Source organism: Pantoea rodasii, from assembly GCF_002095465.1.
Lineage (GTDB): Bacteria > Pseudomonadota > Gammaproteobacteria > Enterobacterales > Enterobacteriaceae > Pantoea > Pantoea rodasii.
This window is the reverse complement of sequence record NZ_MLFP01000017.1, coordinates 92426-110419: the sequence shown is the minus strand read 5'-3', so window position 1 is coordinate 110419 and position 17994 is coordinate 92426. Positions and strand designations below refer to the sequence as shown.

At 53.8% G+C, this 17994-nt stretch carries 18 protein-coding genes and 1 pseudogene; all 19 read right to left on the bottom strand.

Features of this window, described 5'->3' with window-relative positions; translation table 11 throughout:
• On the bottom strand, positions 1-2646 hold a 2646-nt coding region (locus HA45_RS18710; protein WP_436405009.1), incomplete at its 3' end, for a type VI secretion system Vgr family protein.
• A gap of 109 nt (positions 2647-2755) precedes the next feature.
• Positions 2756-3151 carry a putative T6SS immunity periplasmic lipoprotein gene (locus HA45_RS29150; RefSeq protein ID WP_366557356.1) on the bottom strand — a complete coding sequence of 132 codons (396 nt, stop codon included), beginning with the start codon at positions 3149-3151 and terminating at the stop codon, positions 2756-2758.
• Positions 3152-3252: 101 nt separating this feature from the next.
• Positions 3253-3699 (bottom strand): putative T6SS immunity periplasmic lipoprotein, encoded by a 447-nt coding sequence (locus HA45_RS18705; RefSeq protein WP_100700387.1) that lies wholly within the window; start codon positions 3697-3699, stop codon positions 3253-3255.
• 101 nt (positions 3700-3800) lie between these two features.
• Positions 3801-4226, bottom strand: coding sequence for a putative T6SS immunity periplasmic lipoprotein (locus HA45_RS18700; RefSeq protein WP_100700386.1), 426 nt, complete (start codon positions 4224-4226; stop codon positions 3801-3803).
• 5 nt (positions 4227-4231) lie between these two features.
• Positions 4232-4498, bottom strand: coding sequence for a hypothetical protein (locus HA45_RS18695; RefSeq protein ID WP_128598994.1), 267 nt, complete (start codon positions 4496-4498; stop codon positions 4232-4234).
• Between the two features lie 62 nt (positions 4499-4560).
• Positions 4561-4965: a putative T6SS immunity periplasmic lipoprotein gene (locus tag HA45_RS18690; protein WP_128598993.1), complete on the bottom strand. Its 405-nt coding sequence runs from the start codon at positions 4963-4965 to the stop codon at positions 4561-4563.
• A gap of 35 nt (positions 4966-5000) precedes the next feature.
• Positions 5001-5558: an ImmA/IrrE family metallo-endopeptidase gene (locus HA45_RS18685; protein ID WP_100700384.1), complete on the bottom strand. Its 558-nt coding sequence runs from the start codon at positions 5556-5558 to the stop codon at positions 5001-5003.
• Entirely contained in the window at positions 5545-8199 is a 2655-nt protein-coding gene (tssH, locus tag HA45_RS18680) for a type VI secretion system ATPase TssH (protein WP_420849030.1), read from the bottom strand. Before tssH ends, HA45_RS18685 begins: the two co-directional genes overlap by 14 nt.
• Before the next feature lie 137 nt (positions 8200-8336).
• On the bottom strand, positions 8337-8828 hold the full coding sequence (hcp, locus tag HA45_RS18675; RefSeq protein WP_100700382.1) for a type VI secretion system effector Hcp: 492 nt from the start codon (positions 8826-8828) through the stop codon (positions 8337-8339).
• Positions 8829-8832: 4 nt separating this feature from the next.
• Positions 8833-10191 carry an OmpA family protein gene (locus HA45_RS18670; RefSeq protein ID WP_366557354.1) on the bottom strand — a complete coding sequence of 453 codons (1359 nt, stop codon included), beginning with the start codon at positions 10189-10191 and terminating at the stop codon, positions 8833-8835.
• Between the two features lie 2 nt (positions 10192-10193).
• The gene (locus HA45_RS29145; protein ID WP_366557353.1) at positions 10194-10493 is read right to left on the bottom strand and encodes a hypothetical protein; all 300 of its coding nucleotides are present in this window, start codon (positions 10491-10493) and stop codon (positions 10194-10196) included.
• Positions 10493-11142: pseudogene (tssL, locus tag HA45_RS18665) on the bottom strand (type VI secretion system protein TssL, short form). Before tssL ends, HA45_RS29145 begins: the two are co-directional and overlap by 1 nt.
• On the bottom strand, positions 11139-12476 hold the full coding sequence (tssK, locus tag HA45_RS18660; protein ID WP_100700381.1) for a type VI secretion system baseplate subunit TssK: 1338 nt from the start codon (positions 12474-12476) through the stop codon (positions 11139-11141). Before tssK ends, tssL begins: the two are co-directional and overlap by 4 nt.
• A 14-nt stretch (positions 12477-12490) precedes the next feature.
• Positions 12491-14038 (bottom strand): type VI secretion system contractile sheath large subunit, encoded by a 1548-nt coding sequence (gene tssC, locus HA45_RS18655; RefSeq protein WP_100700380.1) that lies wholly within the window; start codon positions 14036-14038, stop codon positions 12491-12493.
• 28 nt (positions 14039-14066) lie between these two features.
• Positions 14067-14564: a type VI secretion system contractile sheath small subunit gene (tssB, locus tag HA45_RS18650; protein ID WP_100700379.1), complete on the bottom strand. Its 498-nt coding sequence runs from the start codon at positions 14562-14564 to the stop codon at positions 14067-14069.
• 365 nt (positions 14565-14929) lie between these two features.
• Complete coding sequence (locus tag HA45_RS18645; RefSeq protein WP_100700378.1) at positions 14930-15706, bottom strand: ABC transporter ATP-binding protein; 777 nt, start codon at positions 15704-15706, stop codon at positions 14930-14932.
• Positions 15703-16389 (bottom strand): ABC transporter permease, encoded by a 687-nt coding sequence (locus HA45_RS18640; protein WP_100700377.1) that lies wholly within the window; start codon positions 16387-16389, stop codon positions 15703-15705. The genes HA45_RS18645 and HA45_RS18640 overlap by 4 nt, the downstream gene beginning before the upstream one ends.
• Positions 16390-16398: 9 nt before the next feature.
• On the bottom strand, positions 16399-17118 hold the full coding sequence (locus tag HA45_RS18635) for an ABC transporter permease (RefSeq protein ID WP_100700376.1): 720 nt from the start codon (positions 17116-17118) through the stop codon (positions 16399-16401).
• A 12-nt stretch (positions 17119-17130) separates the two neighbouring features.
• A complete protein-coding gene (locus HA45_RS18630) occupies positions 17131-17979 on the bottom strand; it encodes a transporter substrate-binding domain-containing protein (protein WP_240629180.1) in 849 nt (282 codons plus the stop codon).
• Positions 17980-17994: the final 15 nt, after the last annotated feature.

Genomic DNA, 17994 nt, shown 5'->3' with positions numbered 1-17994 from the left:
ATCGGGCGTATTAATGTCAGAACTGGCCATCGACGGATGATGATGGAACCCAAGATTAGCCAGTTTGCCCTGCTCCGGGTTACTGTATGCATCAACAACAGGGATTTGATAACGCACACCGTTAGCCATTTCCAGTGTGTACTCTCTGGTCACCACTTGATGGTCAATTGGGAGTTGGCCGCTCTTGTCCAGTACGCCTGATTTAACCAGCGATCCATCTGCAAAAAGGGAATATGGCATGCCAGCCCAGCTTATTTCAGGGGCATTAGGTGCCTGTGGAATATGTAAACGCAGCGATTGTTTTACATTTTCTTGCAGCGCCGGATATTCTGGATGGCTGGCATCCATATTGGCTGGTTCACTGTAAGCAAAGTCGGCGGCTTTAATATTGCAATCACCGTTGGTACCTAATTCAATCTTGTACGGGTCAAGGGTAATGTAGGATCCCCCTGCATTCAGAACGATTTTCTTCTTAGCAACAATATGAATTTCATCTTCTGTGCTGGTTATTTCCAGCCCCTGCCGTGCCAGTAATTGGAGTTGATCATTTTGCGCCTGAATAGTTACGGGGCCTTGGTTAGCGATAAGCTTAATACCTAATTTTCGGACAAACAGACTCATCCCCTGGCCAACCCCCACAAACAATCGTTTTACAATGCCAATATCAGTATCAGCACCAGCGCTGAACGTGAGATTTTGCCGCGCTGCCAGTTGCAAATGCTTACCGCTTGTTAAAGCAATCCCCTCTGGAGCACTCAACACCGCAACGGCCTCTTTCAATTCTTTAATTTGTTCGCGCATGAAAGAAAGCTGCGCCTCTATTTGTGCTGGTTCCGCTTTCGCGGACTGTGCATCTTTAGAGAGGGAGTCCATCTGTTCAGCAGACTGTTTAAGCCTCTCCATTGCCGCCTGCATTTCCAGTATTGGCCCTAGTGCCTTAGGCTGTTTATCTGCAGAGATAAACAATCCGGCCCCACCCCGCACCGCTATGTGCTTGTCCGTGCGAAGTTCAGCACCCTCTCCTCTTAGTTTTCCTGACGCATCTACGTTATGACCAAGATTGAGCTGCGTCTTGCCTCCATACTCAGTGCTGAGCTTGATATGCTCCTCACCACGCTTGTCCTCCATGCGCAGCTTGTTTAGCCCAGCCGTACGGATAATATTTCGGGTGCTGTTTTTCTCGGTGACGTGATCCACATGCCGTGAATCATGCAGCGCATGAGCAATATACGGCTGGTCCGGGTCTCCCTCACGAAACGCTATTGCCACCTCCGTCCCCTGTATCAGCGGGAAGTGGAAGCCGTACATATCTCCACCATAAGGTTTCGCGAGGCGAACGGGCATACTTTCCAGGCCGCGCTCTCTATCTTCCTCGTCCGCATCAAACACCACACGGTATAACCCGGATGCATCCTGCCAGGCATAGATGTCGTTGTCTTTCGCACTGGTCACGCGGGCCGTCATGGTGCCGCTGACTTTAGGACGAGCAAGCAGTGCGGGGCGCCAGCAAAGCGTCTCACTGTAAGGCACAGCATTCAGCGTGGCCTGGAAGGCCGAACGTCGGCTCGCACTGACATTGATTTGGGTGATTAAAACGGGACTCTGCAACTGTGCAGGCAGAGTGGGTATGCCTGTTTCGGTAACCGATAAAACGTGCCCGGGGCTGATAAATGCATCGTTGCAAATACCGGATATCAGCGTCTGCCGGGCGAGAAAACGTTCATGATCGAGACGGGCATAAAAGTTTGCGGTCTCGGTCTCTGGAGCAAACTTATCGCCGCTGTAGGGATGGCGGGGACGATAGTGATAAACCTCCCCGTATGAGATATTTTCACCATCACCCCGCGTCATATCGGCCTTTACTGACCGCAGCACGCGCTGTGCCTCACGGTGGTTGTAATCCTTTGCTATCACACCCGCTTCAACCACGCTATGGGTCAGATTCAGGTTCCAGACAGATTCCTGAGCGTTGTCTTCCAGGCCCGAGGGGCTGTTCAGCGGCAGCGACTTCTGATCGAAATAAGCGCTCTGCGCGTCACCAAAACGGATGACCTCAGTCTGCGTGTCAGGCTGAAGTGTGAAGTAATAGTAGATGCCGATTTCGGACAGCAGACGCTGAATAAACTTCAGGTCACTTTCCTGATACTGGTTAATCTGGTCTCTTCTGGGATAGTTATGCTTCAGGCTGAACTCATATTCCCACCCCTGAAAACCATGCTCATCCAATATCTGTCCAACGACTTCCGGCACAGATTTATTCACGAAGAAGCGATGTGAGCGGTATTGCTTATCCAGAAGCGCAAAGCGGGGTTCAATAATAATGAGATAACTGACCTGGTCGGCGGAACCCGTGAGACGGCGGAAGTCGGTGATAAAACCGTGAACAACCTTCTGCGATTCGGGTTCAAGCAGTGAGCCAGTTCCCATGGTCAGCGTTACCGACTTGCGCAGCATCTGCTCCGGCGAGATGTCTTTATCCGGGCTGGTGAAAAGCACGTCATAGTGATAATTCGCGCTCAGCGCTTCCGTACCGTTCAGACTTTCAACATCAATAACAGAATTACAGGCAGGAATTTGAAGAGAGTAGCGATTCAGGGTAGATGATAAAACCGATGATGCGCTAAGTAACATTTCACTTGGGGTCATTGTCATTCGCTCCGTGATGACGGATGGTTCAATCCCTTTCAGGAATGCGGGTTAGATAAGAATTCAGTTTATTGAGTTGAAACAGTCAGACATTTAATGAAACAAAAAGCTAATATCCCCGACCTATGTAATAGGTGATTTCGTTTCGCTGCAGAGGAACACTGATAATGCCCGTGTTGTAAGCTTTAAAAGCCACGGAAAAGTTCCTGATCGGTTTACGTTTGGTCTGAGTCGTCAGACCAAACTGAGCAACATAAACAATTTCTGAACTGTTGATAATGTCCTCAGTCAGGCAGAGAAGCAGACTGTTATCGGTTCTATATTCTGCTATTTCTGGCTGCTTAACAGAGTTCCGATTTCCTCTTTCAAAGAGGTGAAAATATGAAGATGAATAATTATCAGGTTTTAATACAGTGAAGCATATGCGTCCATCAACTTTGCTGACCAATGTTTTCTGAGAAGGTGTGAATTTATCGCCAATACATCCTGACAATACAAACACCATGAGTAAAGAACAGTTTTTTAATATCAAGGGCACACCTGAAAATAATTACCTTGTTCTTTATGCATTATATAAATTTGATAGGAGGGAGTATTTAAAATCAATCAAATTCTTCTGCCAAGATGATGCACAACCTCATCCTGTTGCAATGGAATATTCACAAAATTTCCATCTTTAAACTCCATCGTCGTGGAGAAAATCCTTAGATTCTGTCGATTCCCACTCTGTTTTACAACAAACCTGACAATAAACTTCCCCTTAGTTAAATCCATGGAAGTAAAATCGTTTAAGCATACATACTCATTATCGACTACCTCCACAGCATTCCTTCCCACAAACTCTCTATTTTCGCTTTGCCCCCGTTTAAAAATTGTTACGTTTCCCACTGTAACATCATCGGCGCGCTTGACTTTAAAACATACTTTATTTCTTTTACCTTCAACTTCAGCTACTTCAGAAAACGTAACCTTGTCTCCAACACAACCCGTTATGATAAAAGCAACAACTACAGGCAACCAATTTATTCTTGGGATAAAATCATCCTTCAACATAGAAAAACTCAGAGAACACATCTATACCTTTCATCGAGAAGAGGCTGGGTAAGTTCGTTTGCTAACGATATTTAAAATTCCGTTTTCCCGTCAACATAATCTCACTCAGAGATAAAGCCTGGGAAATAATATACGCTTTTTAATGGAAAATTATAGACCCGATTATTCTTCAACCTTATGGACGCTACTTTTCTAAAGGATGGAAGCGTTTCCAGCTTGGACAATAGACCATAATGAATAATATATTCTTTTTTTTCTGATGCAGGTAACCAAGATAATGGCATGCAACGTTTATTACTTACTGCTATTAGCTCGCTTCCATTAATTGTTTCCCTAAACCCTGAATCATCTTTGTTCATCACTGAAACCACACTGAAATAATACGCTTTATTTTGGGGGATATTTATACATAGCATATCATTAATAACGATCATGTCGGCATCGCGTTCAAATCCGACAGGATCTTCTCCCAAAGTACACCCGACTATAGCGAAGCAAGTGAATATGACGATGAAATATAATTTCATAGATTTCACCATGGAAAACCTCTTAATTTTTTCATATAAGCTAAACAGGCTTCACGCACACTCAACGCTCTAACAGATTTGACATGGTCATACAACCTTAACTCATTCCATCGGCCAAATCCCCACTCAGTAAGAATATAGTTATCAGCAATTATTTGAGCCTGTTGCTCCATCGAGTATTCACTCAATAGTCGGCCGTCAAGATCATAAGCATAAGTAGCTATAAAACTGAGCATACCGCGACAGATAACGCACATAGCCTGATTACTCATAAGACGAAGAAACGCCCTCTGTATGAAATTAGTGCGAGTCAATCCGTTGATAAACTGAACCGCTAATATCCCCGCCCCATGTAATAACTGATTTCGTTTTGCAGCAGCGGAACACTGACAAATCCCGTTTTTTCAGCTTTGAAAGCCACAGAGAATTTCCGAATCGGTTTACGTTTGGTCTGTGTCGTCAGACCAAACTGCGCAACATAAACAATTTCTGAATCGCTTGCTGTATCCTCAGCCAAGCAAAGAAGCAGGCTGTTATCGGTTTTGTATTCTGCTATTTCTGGGTACTTAACAGAGTTCCGATTTCCTCTTTCAAAGAGGTCAAAATATGAAAGTGTATAATCATCAGGTTTTAATACAGTGAAGCAGATGTGGTCAGCATCTATGCTGAGAGGAGCATTATCTGAAAGCGTGAACCTGTCTCCTAGACATCCTGCCAGGAGAAATACGATTACTAACAAAGCCAACCTGCAACTAATTATTCTCTGAGGTATATTCACCAAGGGAATCCTCTCAACGCATGTTTATATTTCTGCGAAATAAGAGACTCATCCAGGTTGCCGTCCAGCGTGACATAACTACGACGCCGGTACTCCATAAATGTATTATACCCCTCACTCGCCAGTAGAAAACTATCTGCAATAATTTGTGCCTGTTGCTCCATCGGATACTCACTCAGTAGTCGCCCATCCAGTTCATAGCGATAGCTCGCCAGCCAGCTTATGAGCCCCCTGCATATCACGCACATTCCCTTTTGGCGCTGCCATACATGGCTGAGCTCGTGAATAAAAGTATATCTATCGGCAAGGTCACTCTGAGCCGGGTCAGCAAAATCGTTCCGGTAAAGTGGCGGACGGTAATATATTTCGCCCTTTGGCGTCATGGCAACAGCTTCATTTTGCAAACCAAACGGGAGATAGCTGTCTTTGTGGATCCAGACCTTGTGATAATCAATTTTGTCCCTGAACACCTTCCTGGCAAGCATGATTTCCCCTGAACTCATCAACCGCAGGCTACCTTCTTTGGCTGCCGCGTCTCTTTCAGTTTTGTTCATGAATGAAATTCTCAAAAGTCATCAGGACACCATCCTCTTCATCCCAGTCCAGACTGAGACTATTAGGCAACTTCCCGCTGGCCTGATACTGCAAAAGCTGCTGGCTCAACACCGGTAGAATCTGCTGGTTGAGCAGGCTGTCGACGTTGCGTGCGCCGGTGTCCGGCAGCAGGCATGCAGAGGTCAGAGCATCGTACAGCGCGTCCGAAATCTCCGTGCGCAGGCCGTAGTGGCGCTGTAGCCGCTGGCTGACCTGGCCGAACTTCATTTCGACGATGGTGCGCATCGCCTCAGCAGCCAGTGGGCGGTAAATCACCGTCTGGAAGCGCGCCAGCAGCGCGGGCTGGAAATGGTCGCGGATAACCGGGCGCAGCAGTTCCTGCAGGTCAGCTTCACTGGCGTCCGGTTGTTCATCCAGCTTCTGCATCAGCGCGTCGCTGCCGAGGTTAGAAGTCATCAGGATAACGGTGTTGCGGAAGTCAATTTCCCGCCCCTCGCCGTCGCGCATAAAGCCCAGATCGAACACCTGATAGAACAGGTTAATCACGTCGCGGTGCGCCTTCTCCACCTCGTCAAGCAGCACCACGCTGTACGGGCGTTTGCGCACCGCTTCGGTCAGCACGCCGCCCTGCCCGTAGCCCACGTAGCCCGGCGGTGAGCCTTTGAGCTGGCTAACCGTGTGCGCCTCCTGATACTCGGAGAGGTTGATGGTAATCAGCGACTTTTCGCCGCCGTACAGGACGTCGGCCAGCGCCAGCGCGGTTTCAGTTTTGCCGGTGCCGCTGGTGCCGATCAGCAGGAACACACCTTGTGGCCCGTTCTCGGCGGTAAGGCCGGTTTTCGACGCGCGCAGGCGCTGTGCAATGGCGTTCAGCGCCACCGGCTGGCCGACCACGCGCGCTCCGAGCGCCTTCTCCAGTGTCAGCAGCTCCGTCTGCTCGTCCTTCATCAATGAGGAGATCGGCACTCCGGTCCAGTCGGCAATCACCCCCGCCACCGTGCGTGCGTCCACGTCCAGCGTCATCAGCGGCTCGCCCTGCTGCAGCGTGTGCAGGGCGGACTGAAGTTCAGCGCGGCGCGCCTGCTGAGTGGCATCCTGCCGGCTGGCCAGCAGCGTCTGCGTCAGCTCGCGCTCGGCCACCCAGCTCAGCTCCAGCTGTTCGAGACGTTCGTCAGCGCGGGCCAGCTCTCGCAGAATGTCATGCATGCGCGTTTCCTGAACGCTGCCGCCTAGCGCTTCATCATCCAGGATAGCGCGCTTCTCAATATTCAGCGCATCCGTACGGGCACGCAACTGCGTGATGGCTTCCGGCACCGCGTCCTGGCTCATCCGCACACGGGCGCTCGCGGTATCGAGCAGGTCCACCGCCTTATCCGGCAGTTGGCGGCCGGTCAGGTAGCGGCGGGACAGCGTGACGGCGGCACGCACTGCGGAATCGGTGATATGAACGCCATGGTGTTGAGCGTAACGCGACTTCAGGCCACGCAGCATCAGGCAGGCGGTCTCGTCGTCCGGCTCATCGACTTTCACCATCTGGAAGCGGCGCTCCAATGCGGCGTCCTTTTCGAAGTACTGCTTGTACTCGCTCCAGGTCGTAGCGGCGATGGTGCGCAGTTCGCCGCGTGCCAGCGCGGGCTTTAGCAGGTTAGCCGCATCCGCGCCGCCCGCCTGATTGCCTGCGCCTATAATCGTGTGGGCTTCATCGATGAACAGCAGCACCGGCTGCTCAGCCTGCTGCACCTCCTTAATGATGTTCTTCAGGCGCTGCTCAAACTCGCCCTTCACGCCCGCGCCCGCCTGCAGCATGCCGAGGTCAAGGGTGCGCACGCTGACCGTACTTAGGCTGACTGGCACGTTGCCTTCCGCAATGCGCAGCGCCAGCCCCTCGACCAGTGCAGTTTTGCCCACGCCCGGCTCGCCCACCATAATCGGGTTGTTCTTGCGGCGGCGCGAGAGGATGTCCACCATCTGGCGGATTTCATTATCGCGCCCGTACACCGGGTCAATTTTCCCGTCTCGCGCGTCGGCAGTGACGTCGCGGGTGAAACGAGACAGCGCTTCAGAGCCGGCAGCAGGCGTAGCGCCCACCAGCGCAGATGGCTCGCCCTCCTCTGCGCTCAGGCTCCGCAGAGGTTCGTCCGCCTGTAGCGCATCGGGCCGCTCGTCAGACTGCGCGTCCAGCAGCGGACGCAACGCCGTCATCTGGCGCTGGCTCAGGGTGAGGAGGGGCCAGAGTGCGTCACAGCGAGTCAGCGAGTGGTTGCCAACAATGGCTGTCAGCAGGTGCACGCTACGAATGCGATACTCACCATCCACTGAGGCAGCCAGCCAGGCTTCTTTCAGCAGGTGGTGCAGACGGGACGAAAGCTCCGGGCGGCTACGCACCAGGCGAGGCTGACCGTCCAGGAAGCCCAGCAGCCCCTGCCAGACGCCGTCCATGTCCCATTCATAGCGACGCGCCATCACCGTGATGTCGCCCTCTCCCTGCTCCAGCAGCTTCAGCAACCAGTGCTCGGGGAAAATTTCCACGTGTGCGCGGGTCTGGCACAGCGAGGCGGCAGCCTCCAGCGCGCGGGCGCAGAAGGGGTTAAGGCGGCGCAGCAGCGCTGCAGACTGGTGTTCCATAGGTGTTCTCTCCATTTCAGGCACGCTACCGCCCCTGGCCGTTAACCGAGGCCCATAAGGTCTGAGGTATCTGTACATCAGTGTGTTTTTCAGGGCTGCACCCGCACGCAGGCGCACACCTGAAAAGCGGACGGCGAACCGTCCGCACGGGCTTACGCGGTGGCGCGTTCGTTCCAGGAATCGGAATGAATGATGTTGCCGTCCTTGTAGGTCCAGGTGATTTTTTCGTAGCGCAGCTCAATCATCTCCAGATGGTTGTGCTTCTCTTTGGAAGGATCCTTGATGTCGTGCATGACAGGATTCACCTTCACCACCTTCACGTTCTCAAGCTTGGTGTTGAAGTACTCGACTTCCTGGCCTGCGTCGCTGATGCGATACCATTTGAACTCCGCCGACTTCAGGGTCTGACCGGTGGTCACCGCCTTGTAGAGGTATGGGCTGGACGAGTCGATTTCTTTGGTGAACAGGAACGGCGTGTGGATGCGGGTGCCGGTCAGCTTGCCGGTGTTGTTGTCGGTCGGGATGTACAGGTTATGTTCCTGCGCCACCACCTCGATGCTGCCATCACGGTCCTGCACATCTACTGAACCCTTGATGTCCGCGCCGCCGTCGTCCTTCAGCCACAGATAAACCGGAATTGCCATGTTGTTACTCCTTTTCAGACTGAGAATGGCCATCATCCTGTGATGACCGGGTTTGTACGTCCGGCACGCGGCAGGCGTCCGCCTGCGGCACCAGACTGATTTCGACCCGGCGGTTGAGCGCACGCCCTTCCGCCGAATCGTTTGTTGCAAGCGGGCGGCTCTGGCCGTAGCCCTGCACCGCGAAGCAGCTCTCCGGCACATCGCCGGTATCACGCATCCAGTCACGCACCGCTCCGGCGCGCTTCAGCGAGAGCATCTGATTGCTCTGCGGATTGCCGGTGCTGTCGGTATGGCCGGCGACTACAATCAGCCAGCCGGGCCGGGCTTTGATATCCACCAGCGAGCTGACCAGCAGCTTTGTCGAGTCAGGCTTCAGCGCAGACTTTCCAGAGTCAAACAGCGACAGACTGTCGAGCCGCACCGTCTGTGGGCCCTGCATCACCTGCTGAATGACCGGTGCAGGCGCGGGCGGCGGTGCCCAGCGGTGAATGGCCGAGTTGACCGGCGCAATGAGCCGCATCCCCTGATAAAGCCCCACGCCATACCGCAGTGGCTCACCGCTGCGCTGCCAGGCATCCAGCTGCATGCGGTCACGGATAAGCTCTTCGCGTGCAAGCGTTTTAGCCGCAACAGCGCCCTGCGGCAGGCTGCGCCACAGGACAAGGTGATCGGCTACGCTGCGCACGAAGCGCTGGTTATGAATAAAGGAAGCAAGCATGGCCAGCGCCAGAAACAGGCCGAAAGCCAGGCCCGCCAGGCGCGCCGTGCGCAGCCAGCGGCTGATACCCTGCTGCAGTGGGATACCGGACAGCAGCCCATCCGGCATCGGCAGTGCAAGCTGGGATGTGCTGTTTTCAGGCAACAGCGTGGTCAGTTGAGTGGCATGCTGCTGCCACAAGTTGCCCGGTAGCGACGGCACCGGCGTCAGACAGACGCCGATCTGGCAGGGGATCGCTGTGTGCGAACCCGCGAACTGCCCCACATACCACTGCATCAGACTTTGCAGTCTGAGCGCGTGATGAAAATGAAGGGGATCCCGGCTGACCCACTCCGCCAGCGAAAGGCGGGCGTCATTTTCAGGATGAAACTGAAACTGCGGATGGTCTGGCGTAAGGCTGAACCAGTGCGTGCGCTCATCCACAGACGAACCCCATATCACCGTCCACAGTGGCGGCAACCCTTTGAGCACGCGTCGGCACTGTAAAAAGGCCCGCAGCCACCCACTCTGCTGTTGCGTCAATACGTCAGCGGAGGTGTGCTGCCCGGGGATGATCGCCAGCATCACTGAAAGCTGAGGTAACAATGCCGGATACTGCTGTGCCAGCCGTTCTGCCAGCGCGGGCAGTTCAGCTGGTTGGCGCACGTTCAGGTACCACCCTGCCGGGTCTCGCGATGGGTCAGATCACTAAACAGCGGCGATGTATCCCCCGTCACCAGAATCACCGGCCCACGATAGGTTTCAGGCGGCATGTTGGCTTCATTCACCGTTCGGTCATCAGCGACATTGCGCTGCAGACGCCATAGAATAAAACCGGCCACTAAAAGCACCAGCACACAGAGCGCCACCGTGTTCAGCGGCTTCAGTCCCCAAAAACCCACCAGCAGCAGGATCGCGAGCACGGCTGCCAGCAGCGTCAGGCCCTGACGTGAATCGGGTCGGACCATTACTGTGCACCTGCTATGCGCGACACCATCTCTGCCAGAGTTGACTCCAGTAAGAACCAGAGCCCGCCGAGCAGCACCACTGCCGCCACCCAGCTCAGCCAGTAAAAGCGGCGTCCGGTGCGCAAACCTGCTGGGCGTACCACCAGCGGCGCATCTTCCGGCAGCGCAAAAGGCGGCACGCGGGCAGCCAGCGCATTCACAACGTCTTCACGACGTTCATCATCCTGCGCGCGGTAATGTCCGACGAACCCCAGCTGCAGGGTGCGGTAGAAGCAGGTCAGCACGGTGACGTCTGGTGCAGGTTCGTTCAATACGGTGCGGATGCGATCCCAAGCGCTTCACCGCCGTTCAGTGAGCCAAAGAAGCGCACCTGCAGCGGGTCACGGGTCCAGCGCAGCCAGCCATCGTCCTGAGTTTCTCTGTTCAGCACGGCCTCATCCAGCAGCACGCTGAAGGCATACAGCATGTGGTCACGGCTGGCGTCGCTGAATCCGGCCTCTGTCAGCGCCTCGCGGGCTGACTTCACCCAGCCCGCCGCCCGGCGGTAAAGCGCGTCACCGTTTTCAATTTGCTGTCCGCAGCGCAGCTGGCTCACCATCAGCCAGCCCTGAAAAAACAGTCGCTCTGTCAGTGTGTTGGGATTATTCATGAGCGCAGCACCGCGTAGAGTTCCAGTTTCAGCTCACCGAGAGATTCCGGCGTGTAGAAGGTGCAGCCACCGGAGGCCAGCATTGCCCGGGCCGCATCCGTTGAGAGATCCAGCGCGAAGTATTGATTTTCCAGGCGTAACGGGATGGCCGCAGGGACATGTGGCAGCGGGCGGATTGCCATGCCGCTCAGCGCGATATTCACCACCTCAGAAACATCGTCGTGGCTGCCTGCCTTGCACAGCAGCGGGAAGCGCGCCTGAAGTTCGTGATTCGGCAGAGAGGAGCGCACGGAAAGGTAGAAATCCGCCCCTTCGCGCAGGCGCGCATCGTGAAGTTTGCCCTTCCACAGCACGCCTTGTTTTTCCAGGTCGATGGCAATCACGCGGGAAGGCAGGCTCGCCTCCAGCAGCGTATCTAGCAACGTGAAAAGCGGCGGGAAAACTTGCTCTGGCATGTTGTGTCGGTAGGCCGGGATATCGTCCGGCGCGTTCTCCAGGGAAAACGTCAGCAGACTGCCCGCAAGGCGCACCAGCTCTCGATAAAGCAGTTCAGGATGGCGCGACGGTGACTGGTACAGCTCGGTCAGCACCGGCTCAGCGCTGTTAAGCGCATTGAGCAGCCAGAACAGGGAAACGTCTGACACGGCAAAATCCGCCATGCGTTCGTTACTCTCGCGGCGCAGCTGCATCAGACGCTGACGGCGCGCCTGCAGGCGATGAAGCAGATCACCCAGCGCCGCGACCAGCACCGGGCTCGCAGCCAGTGACAGCATAGGTGGAATAAACGTGCCGTCGCGCATCCACTGCCCCTGCGCGTTGCGAACCAGACGGGCAACCGGGCAGGTCAGATACGCCGCGTTTTCCTGATGCGCCAACCGCAGGCGCAGTGCAAAGCGCTGAACCGCAATCTCTGTCAGCTCGTGACCTGCCAGCTCCTGCACGCGCTCACGGGTGGCGACCCAGCGGCGCGGACGCTCGCTGTCCGCACCGTTTTCCAGATTACCGCCGTTGGCGTTAATAAGCGGCAGCGCCAGGACCACCTCTACGCTGTCCCGGTCCGTCACATCATTTAACTCACAGACAGGTGGCAGTGTGTCAGCCAGACGGGTATCAACCAGTGAGCCATCCGCAAAGCGGACAGCCATGCGCGTCGCATTCAGCTTTGACAGCGCCAGCGCGCCATCATCGAACTCTGCGCAAAGCACACCCCAGGGGTGTGCCAGCGTCATGCCAGCAACGGTACCTGTCAGGTGCGCGTCCCACATTGCCTGCTGCTGAAACTGTTGCGGCGTCAGAAACGCGCCGTCTTCCCATAACGGACGGTAAATTTTCATTCCGGATAGCCGCCTTACGCTTTCGCTTTTGGCATCTGCGATACCAGCGACAGATTCACGTCCATGCCTTCCACCTGGAAATGCGGTACTGCGAACAGCTTCACGCGGAAGAAGCCTGGGTTGTCTTCGATATCTTCCACCAGCACTTTTGCATCGCGCAGCGGATGGGAAGCCTGCAACTCATCGCCCGGATCGGTCATCTCCGTCACCAAACCACGTACCCAGGTGTTTAATTCCAGCTCCAGCAGACGGCGATCTTTGGTGGTGCCAATATTTTCACGCTGAATCAGCTTCAGATAATGCGCGATGCGTGACAGCAGGAAGATGTAAGGCAGGCGCGCGTTAATGCGGCTGTTAGCGGTGGCATCGGCGGTGTCATACAGCGCCGGTTTCTGCGTAGAGTTTGCCGAGAAGAAGCAGGCATAATCACGGTTTTTGTAGTAGGAAAGCGGAATGAAGCCCAGGTTAGCGAACTCAAATTCGCGCGTTTCAGGGATCATCACTTCTGAGGGAATTTTCACCTGATTACCGGTGCCGAGATCATACAGATGAATAGGCAAATCCTGCACCGCACCACCCGCCTGAGGGCCACGGATCTGCACACACCAGCCGTTATTGATAAAGCTTTTCACCATGTTGGCGGCGAAGGCGAACGTGGCATTGGTCCAGAGATACTTATCGTGATCCGGGCCTCTCACTTCTTCGACATAGTTGAAGCTGCGAACGGGCACGGTGTCCGGTCCATACGGCAGACGTCCCAGTACGCGCGGCATGGTCAGGCCGATGTAGCGTGAATCATCGGTGTCGCGGAAGGATTTCCACTTAATGTATTCCGCACGATCGAAGTAGTTGCCGATGTCTTTGATGGCCGCCACTTCTTCCATGGTTTCTTTGAGGAAGAATGCCGGCCCTGCCGAACCGATAAACGGCATATGGGCCGATGCAGCAACTTTCGAGATATTACGCAGCAGCGCCATATCCTGCGCAGAGGCATCGAATTCATAGGCGGAGATCACCGCGCCAATCGGTTCGCCGCCCGGCGTGTCGTATTCGGCTACGTAGGTCTGCAGGTACAGACCACTTTGAATGATTTCCGGCGCATCTTCGAAGTCCTGACGCAGGTCTTCCTTCGACACATCAAGGAGTTCCAGTTTAACGTTCTGACGGAAGTCGGTCTTATCCACCAGCGATTTCAATCCACGCCAGACCGATTCCACCTTCTGGAACTCGTCATGATGCATCACCGCATCCAGCTGACGGCTGATTTGATAATCCAGCTCAGCGATATGGTGATCGAGCAATGTTTTATCCAGCTTTTCGACTTTCTCTCCACTGATTTTCAAGCGGTTAAGAAACACCTGCATCGCCGCCGTTACGCGCTCATCGGCAGTCGCGTCTGACATCGCCTGATTGTCTTGCCAGACATTCAGATCGCTCAGTGAGGTGACGGGATGGAGATTAATTTTATCGAACAGCGAGGCATAGACGCCTTCCGCAGCGGCGTTTTCAAGTACGGTGGTTTCACCGGCAGACAGGGTTTCATTCTGAACTGACATCAGCATTCTCTCTTATTTAATCCGTTAAAAGGGTTCAGCCGTTATCGCTGGCGAGCGCAGAAAGTTCCGAGCGCAATTCGTCGCTCAGGGCCGGATCTTTCAGGATGATTTCCAGCTCTTTGCGGAAGGTGACGTTGTCGAGCAGATTGGATTTGAGATCACGCAACAGATTGCGCATCGCGAGCATCGCTTTGAGCTGCGGGATCTGGCGAGCGACCTGTTCCGGTTCGAAATCTTTGATGTTGTTGAAGGTGAGATTGATAGCCTGTTCACTGCCATCAGCAGCTAACGTATCCGCCACAGTCAGGCGTACGGAAGGGGAAAAATCGGCGAGCACGCTGTCAAAGTTGTTTTTATTGACGTTGACCTTTTCACGCTCGCAGAGCACGCGGTCTTCCTGGCCATTGCTGAAATCACCGGTGACCAGCAGCTTGAGCGGCAGCTCCATTTTGCGTGCGGCACCCCCGGTGTGAACATCAAGTTTGATGTTAACGCGCGCCTTGGGTATTTCATTTTGATAAGAATTACTCATTATTCACTCCTGTAAGATAAGCGCGGAAAGCACGCTTTAAGCACACTTTCCTTGTGTGATTCGGCGCGAATATAGCGTAGGAGCGTTTGATATAGCAACAGCTCAAATCGATCTTTGTGATCTGATTTATATAGGAAATTTCTTATATTTGACTTTAAGTCATTGAAGTTATTCTGTGATTACAGCCAGGAGTACTCCTAAAATGATTTTATTTTTGCGAGGCAGTGCGGGTTTTTATATTAGGATTAATCGTAAGAAACATCTTAATATCTAATAAATTACACGATGAAACTTTCCATCTGAAAATGTCGTTAAGGGGGGAATTTAGTCATAAAAAAACCCGCTGGATGCGGGTTTGAAGGGAGTCAGCTATTTCGCTGCAGGTGGCTGGTTACAAAGGTTCGACAGCGTTCTGATAGTGGATCGCCGAAGACCTGCTGTGGTGGGCCAGATTCTTCAATTTTTCCCTGATGCAGGAATACTGCTTTGTTCGACACGTCACGCGCGAAACCCATTTCGTGCGTGACGATAATCATGGTTCGCCCCTCTTCTGCCAGACTGCGGATGACACGTAACACTTCACCCACCAGTTCCGGATCGAGTGCGGAAGTGGGTTCGTCAAACAGGATGGCTTTTGGCTGCTGCGCCAGCGCACGCGCGATGGCCACACGCTGTTGCTGACCGCCCGAAAGCTGCGATGGCCAGGCATTGCGCTTTTCATACAACCCAACTTTATGCAGCAAGGCTTCGGCTTCTTCGAGCACTTCCTGGTGGCTGCGCTTCTGCACATGCACTGGCGCTTCAATAATGTTCTGCAACACCGTTTTATGCGGCCAGAGGTTGAAACTCTGGAACACAAAGCCCAATTGCATGCGCATCAATTTGATGCGGCGCTGTTGCTCACGGCTGAGTCTCTCGTGAGGGTTATCAATGGTCACGACTTCATCACCCACAGCAATTTCACCACCCTGCGGTACTTCCAGAAACGGAATGCAGCGCAGTAATGTACTTTTGCCCGAGCCGCTGGCACCAATCAGCGAAATCACATCGCCGTCCTGCGCCGTCAGGCTGATATCATGCAGCACTTCATGCCCGCTATAACTTTTTCTGAGATGGCTCAGGGCGATAGTGGGTTTGCTCATTGACGTGCTCCAACGTGATAAGGGGACAAACGACGCTCCAGCAGCGCCACGGCTTTACTTACCACCACTGTCAGCAGCAGGTAAATAATTGCTGCGCTGATAAACACTTCCAGCGCACGGAACGTCTCCGACACGATGGAATCAGCGATACCGGTCATTTCCATCAAACTGATAGTGCTGACCAGAGAAGTCGATTTGATCATTGAAATGATCTCATTACTGTAAGCGGGCAATGCCTGACGCACCGCCAACGGCAACGTAATCCGACGTAGCGTCGTGAAGCGCGACATGCCGCTGACTTTGGCCGCTTCCAGCGATTGAACGCTCACTGCGTTAAGGCCACCACGGAGAATCTCCGAGGTGTAAGCCGCGTCGTTCAGCACCAGTGCAATTAACCCGCACCAGTAGGGATCACGCAGCAGAGGCCACAGCACACTCTCGCGCACCGCCGGTAAACTCCCCAGTCCGTAATAGATCATAAAAATCTGAATTAACAACGGCGTGCCGCGAAACAGCCAGACGTAAAAGCGGGCAAAAACGCTACCAAAACGATTCTGACGCAGCAGATTGAGTATCAGAGCCAGTACACCACCACCCAACAGTGATAATACGGCCAGATTGAGTGTCAGCGGCAAGCCGCGCAGCAACGCGGCAAGCGTATGCTGTAAGAACGTGAAATCCATCGTGGCTCCTTACAACCGCGCGCGTTGTTGCCCGCGCATGGCCACTTTTTCCACATAGCGGAAAACAAAATCGGAACAGGTGGTGATGATCAAATAGATCACCGCACCGGCGCTGTAGAAGAAAAACGGCATTTGCGTGGAGTTTGAGGCAGTGGAAATCTGGTTCATGGTTTCCACCAGGCCGGTAACCGACACCAGTGCCGATTCCTTGATCACCGATTGCCACTGATTGCCCATACCCGGCAGTGCGGTGCGCAACGCCTGCGGCACAATCATGCGACGAAACAGCATCAACCGTCCCATACCGGTTACCGTTGCCGCTTCCAGCGTGCCTTTCGGGATGGCATAAAACGCGCCACGGAACACGCCGCTTTGATACGCACCGGAGATCAGACCGATGGCAATAGCGCCAGCGACGAAGCCGTTGACATCAAACGGCCCCTGCAATCCCAATGCTTCTCCCACAAAGGAAACCACCTGGCGACCACCGAAATAAAACAGGTAGATCACCAGCAGTTCAGGTACGCCGCGAAACAGCGTGATGTAACCGTTCGCGAGGCGCTGTTGCCAGCGCGCGCCGCCAATCTGCATCCAACACAGCACACTGCCGAGCACTGCGCCCAGCAGCCATGCACACAATGAAACGGTGACGGTCACCGTGGCGGCGTCAAGCAACACACCGCCCCAGCCTTCATCACCAAAACCTAACAGTTGCCAGTCAATAGTCATAAGCGCTTAGCATTACTCCGCGGGCGCGACGTTTTCGCCGAACCATTTCTCTGACAGCTGCTTCAGCGTGCCATCTTTGATCATCGAAATTAGCGCGGTATCCAGCGCAGCTTTCAATTCTGGGTTGTTCTTCTGAATGGCAATGGCAGAACCCTGTCCTAACACACCACCCGAGAAGCCATAACCCGTGCTGTTGACGGTATCAGTGTGTTTTTTCACATAGGCATTCAAGTTGGTACGTGACGCCATCACCGCATCAACGCGACCGTTAAGCAGATCGGCGAAGGTTTCTGGACCCGCCTGATAAGTACGGATAGTGGCGACATCAGCCAGGTATTTATTAAGGAAATCAGCCTGAATGGTGGCGACTTGCACAGCGATGGTTTTACCTTTGAATTTCGCTTTCAGCGCATCAATCGCTTTGGTCATGCCTGCCTCATCGCCCGCCAGTACCACTTCACCGTTGCCTGGCAAGGTATCAACCGCGCTGCCTTTCAAGGTGACGAAACCCGATACGCTCACGGTGTATTGATGGGTGAAATCCACTACCTCTTCACGCTTAGGCGTGACGGTCACCGCATCGATCACCGCATCATATTTGCCATCGACCAGGCCAGGAATCATGCCAGACCATTTCTGCGCCACGATTTCATATTTAAAGCCCGCGCGTTTCGCCAGTTCAGCCACCATATCCGGCTCATAGCCAACAATCTTGCCGCTCGGCGTGGACTGGTTAAATGGAGGATAAGCCGCTTCGGTAGCGAATTTCAGTGTGCCAAAATCTTTTGCCTGCACCAGTGCAGAAGCAGCCAGCAGCAACATGCCAGCGGAAGCGGTAAACAGCCCTTTACGCATCATCATAAAACCTCAGATTTC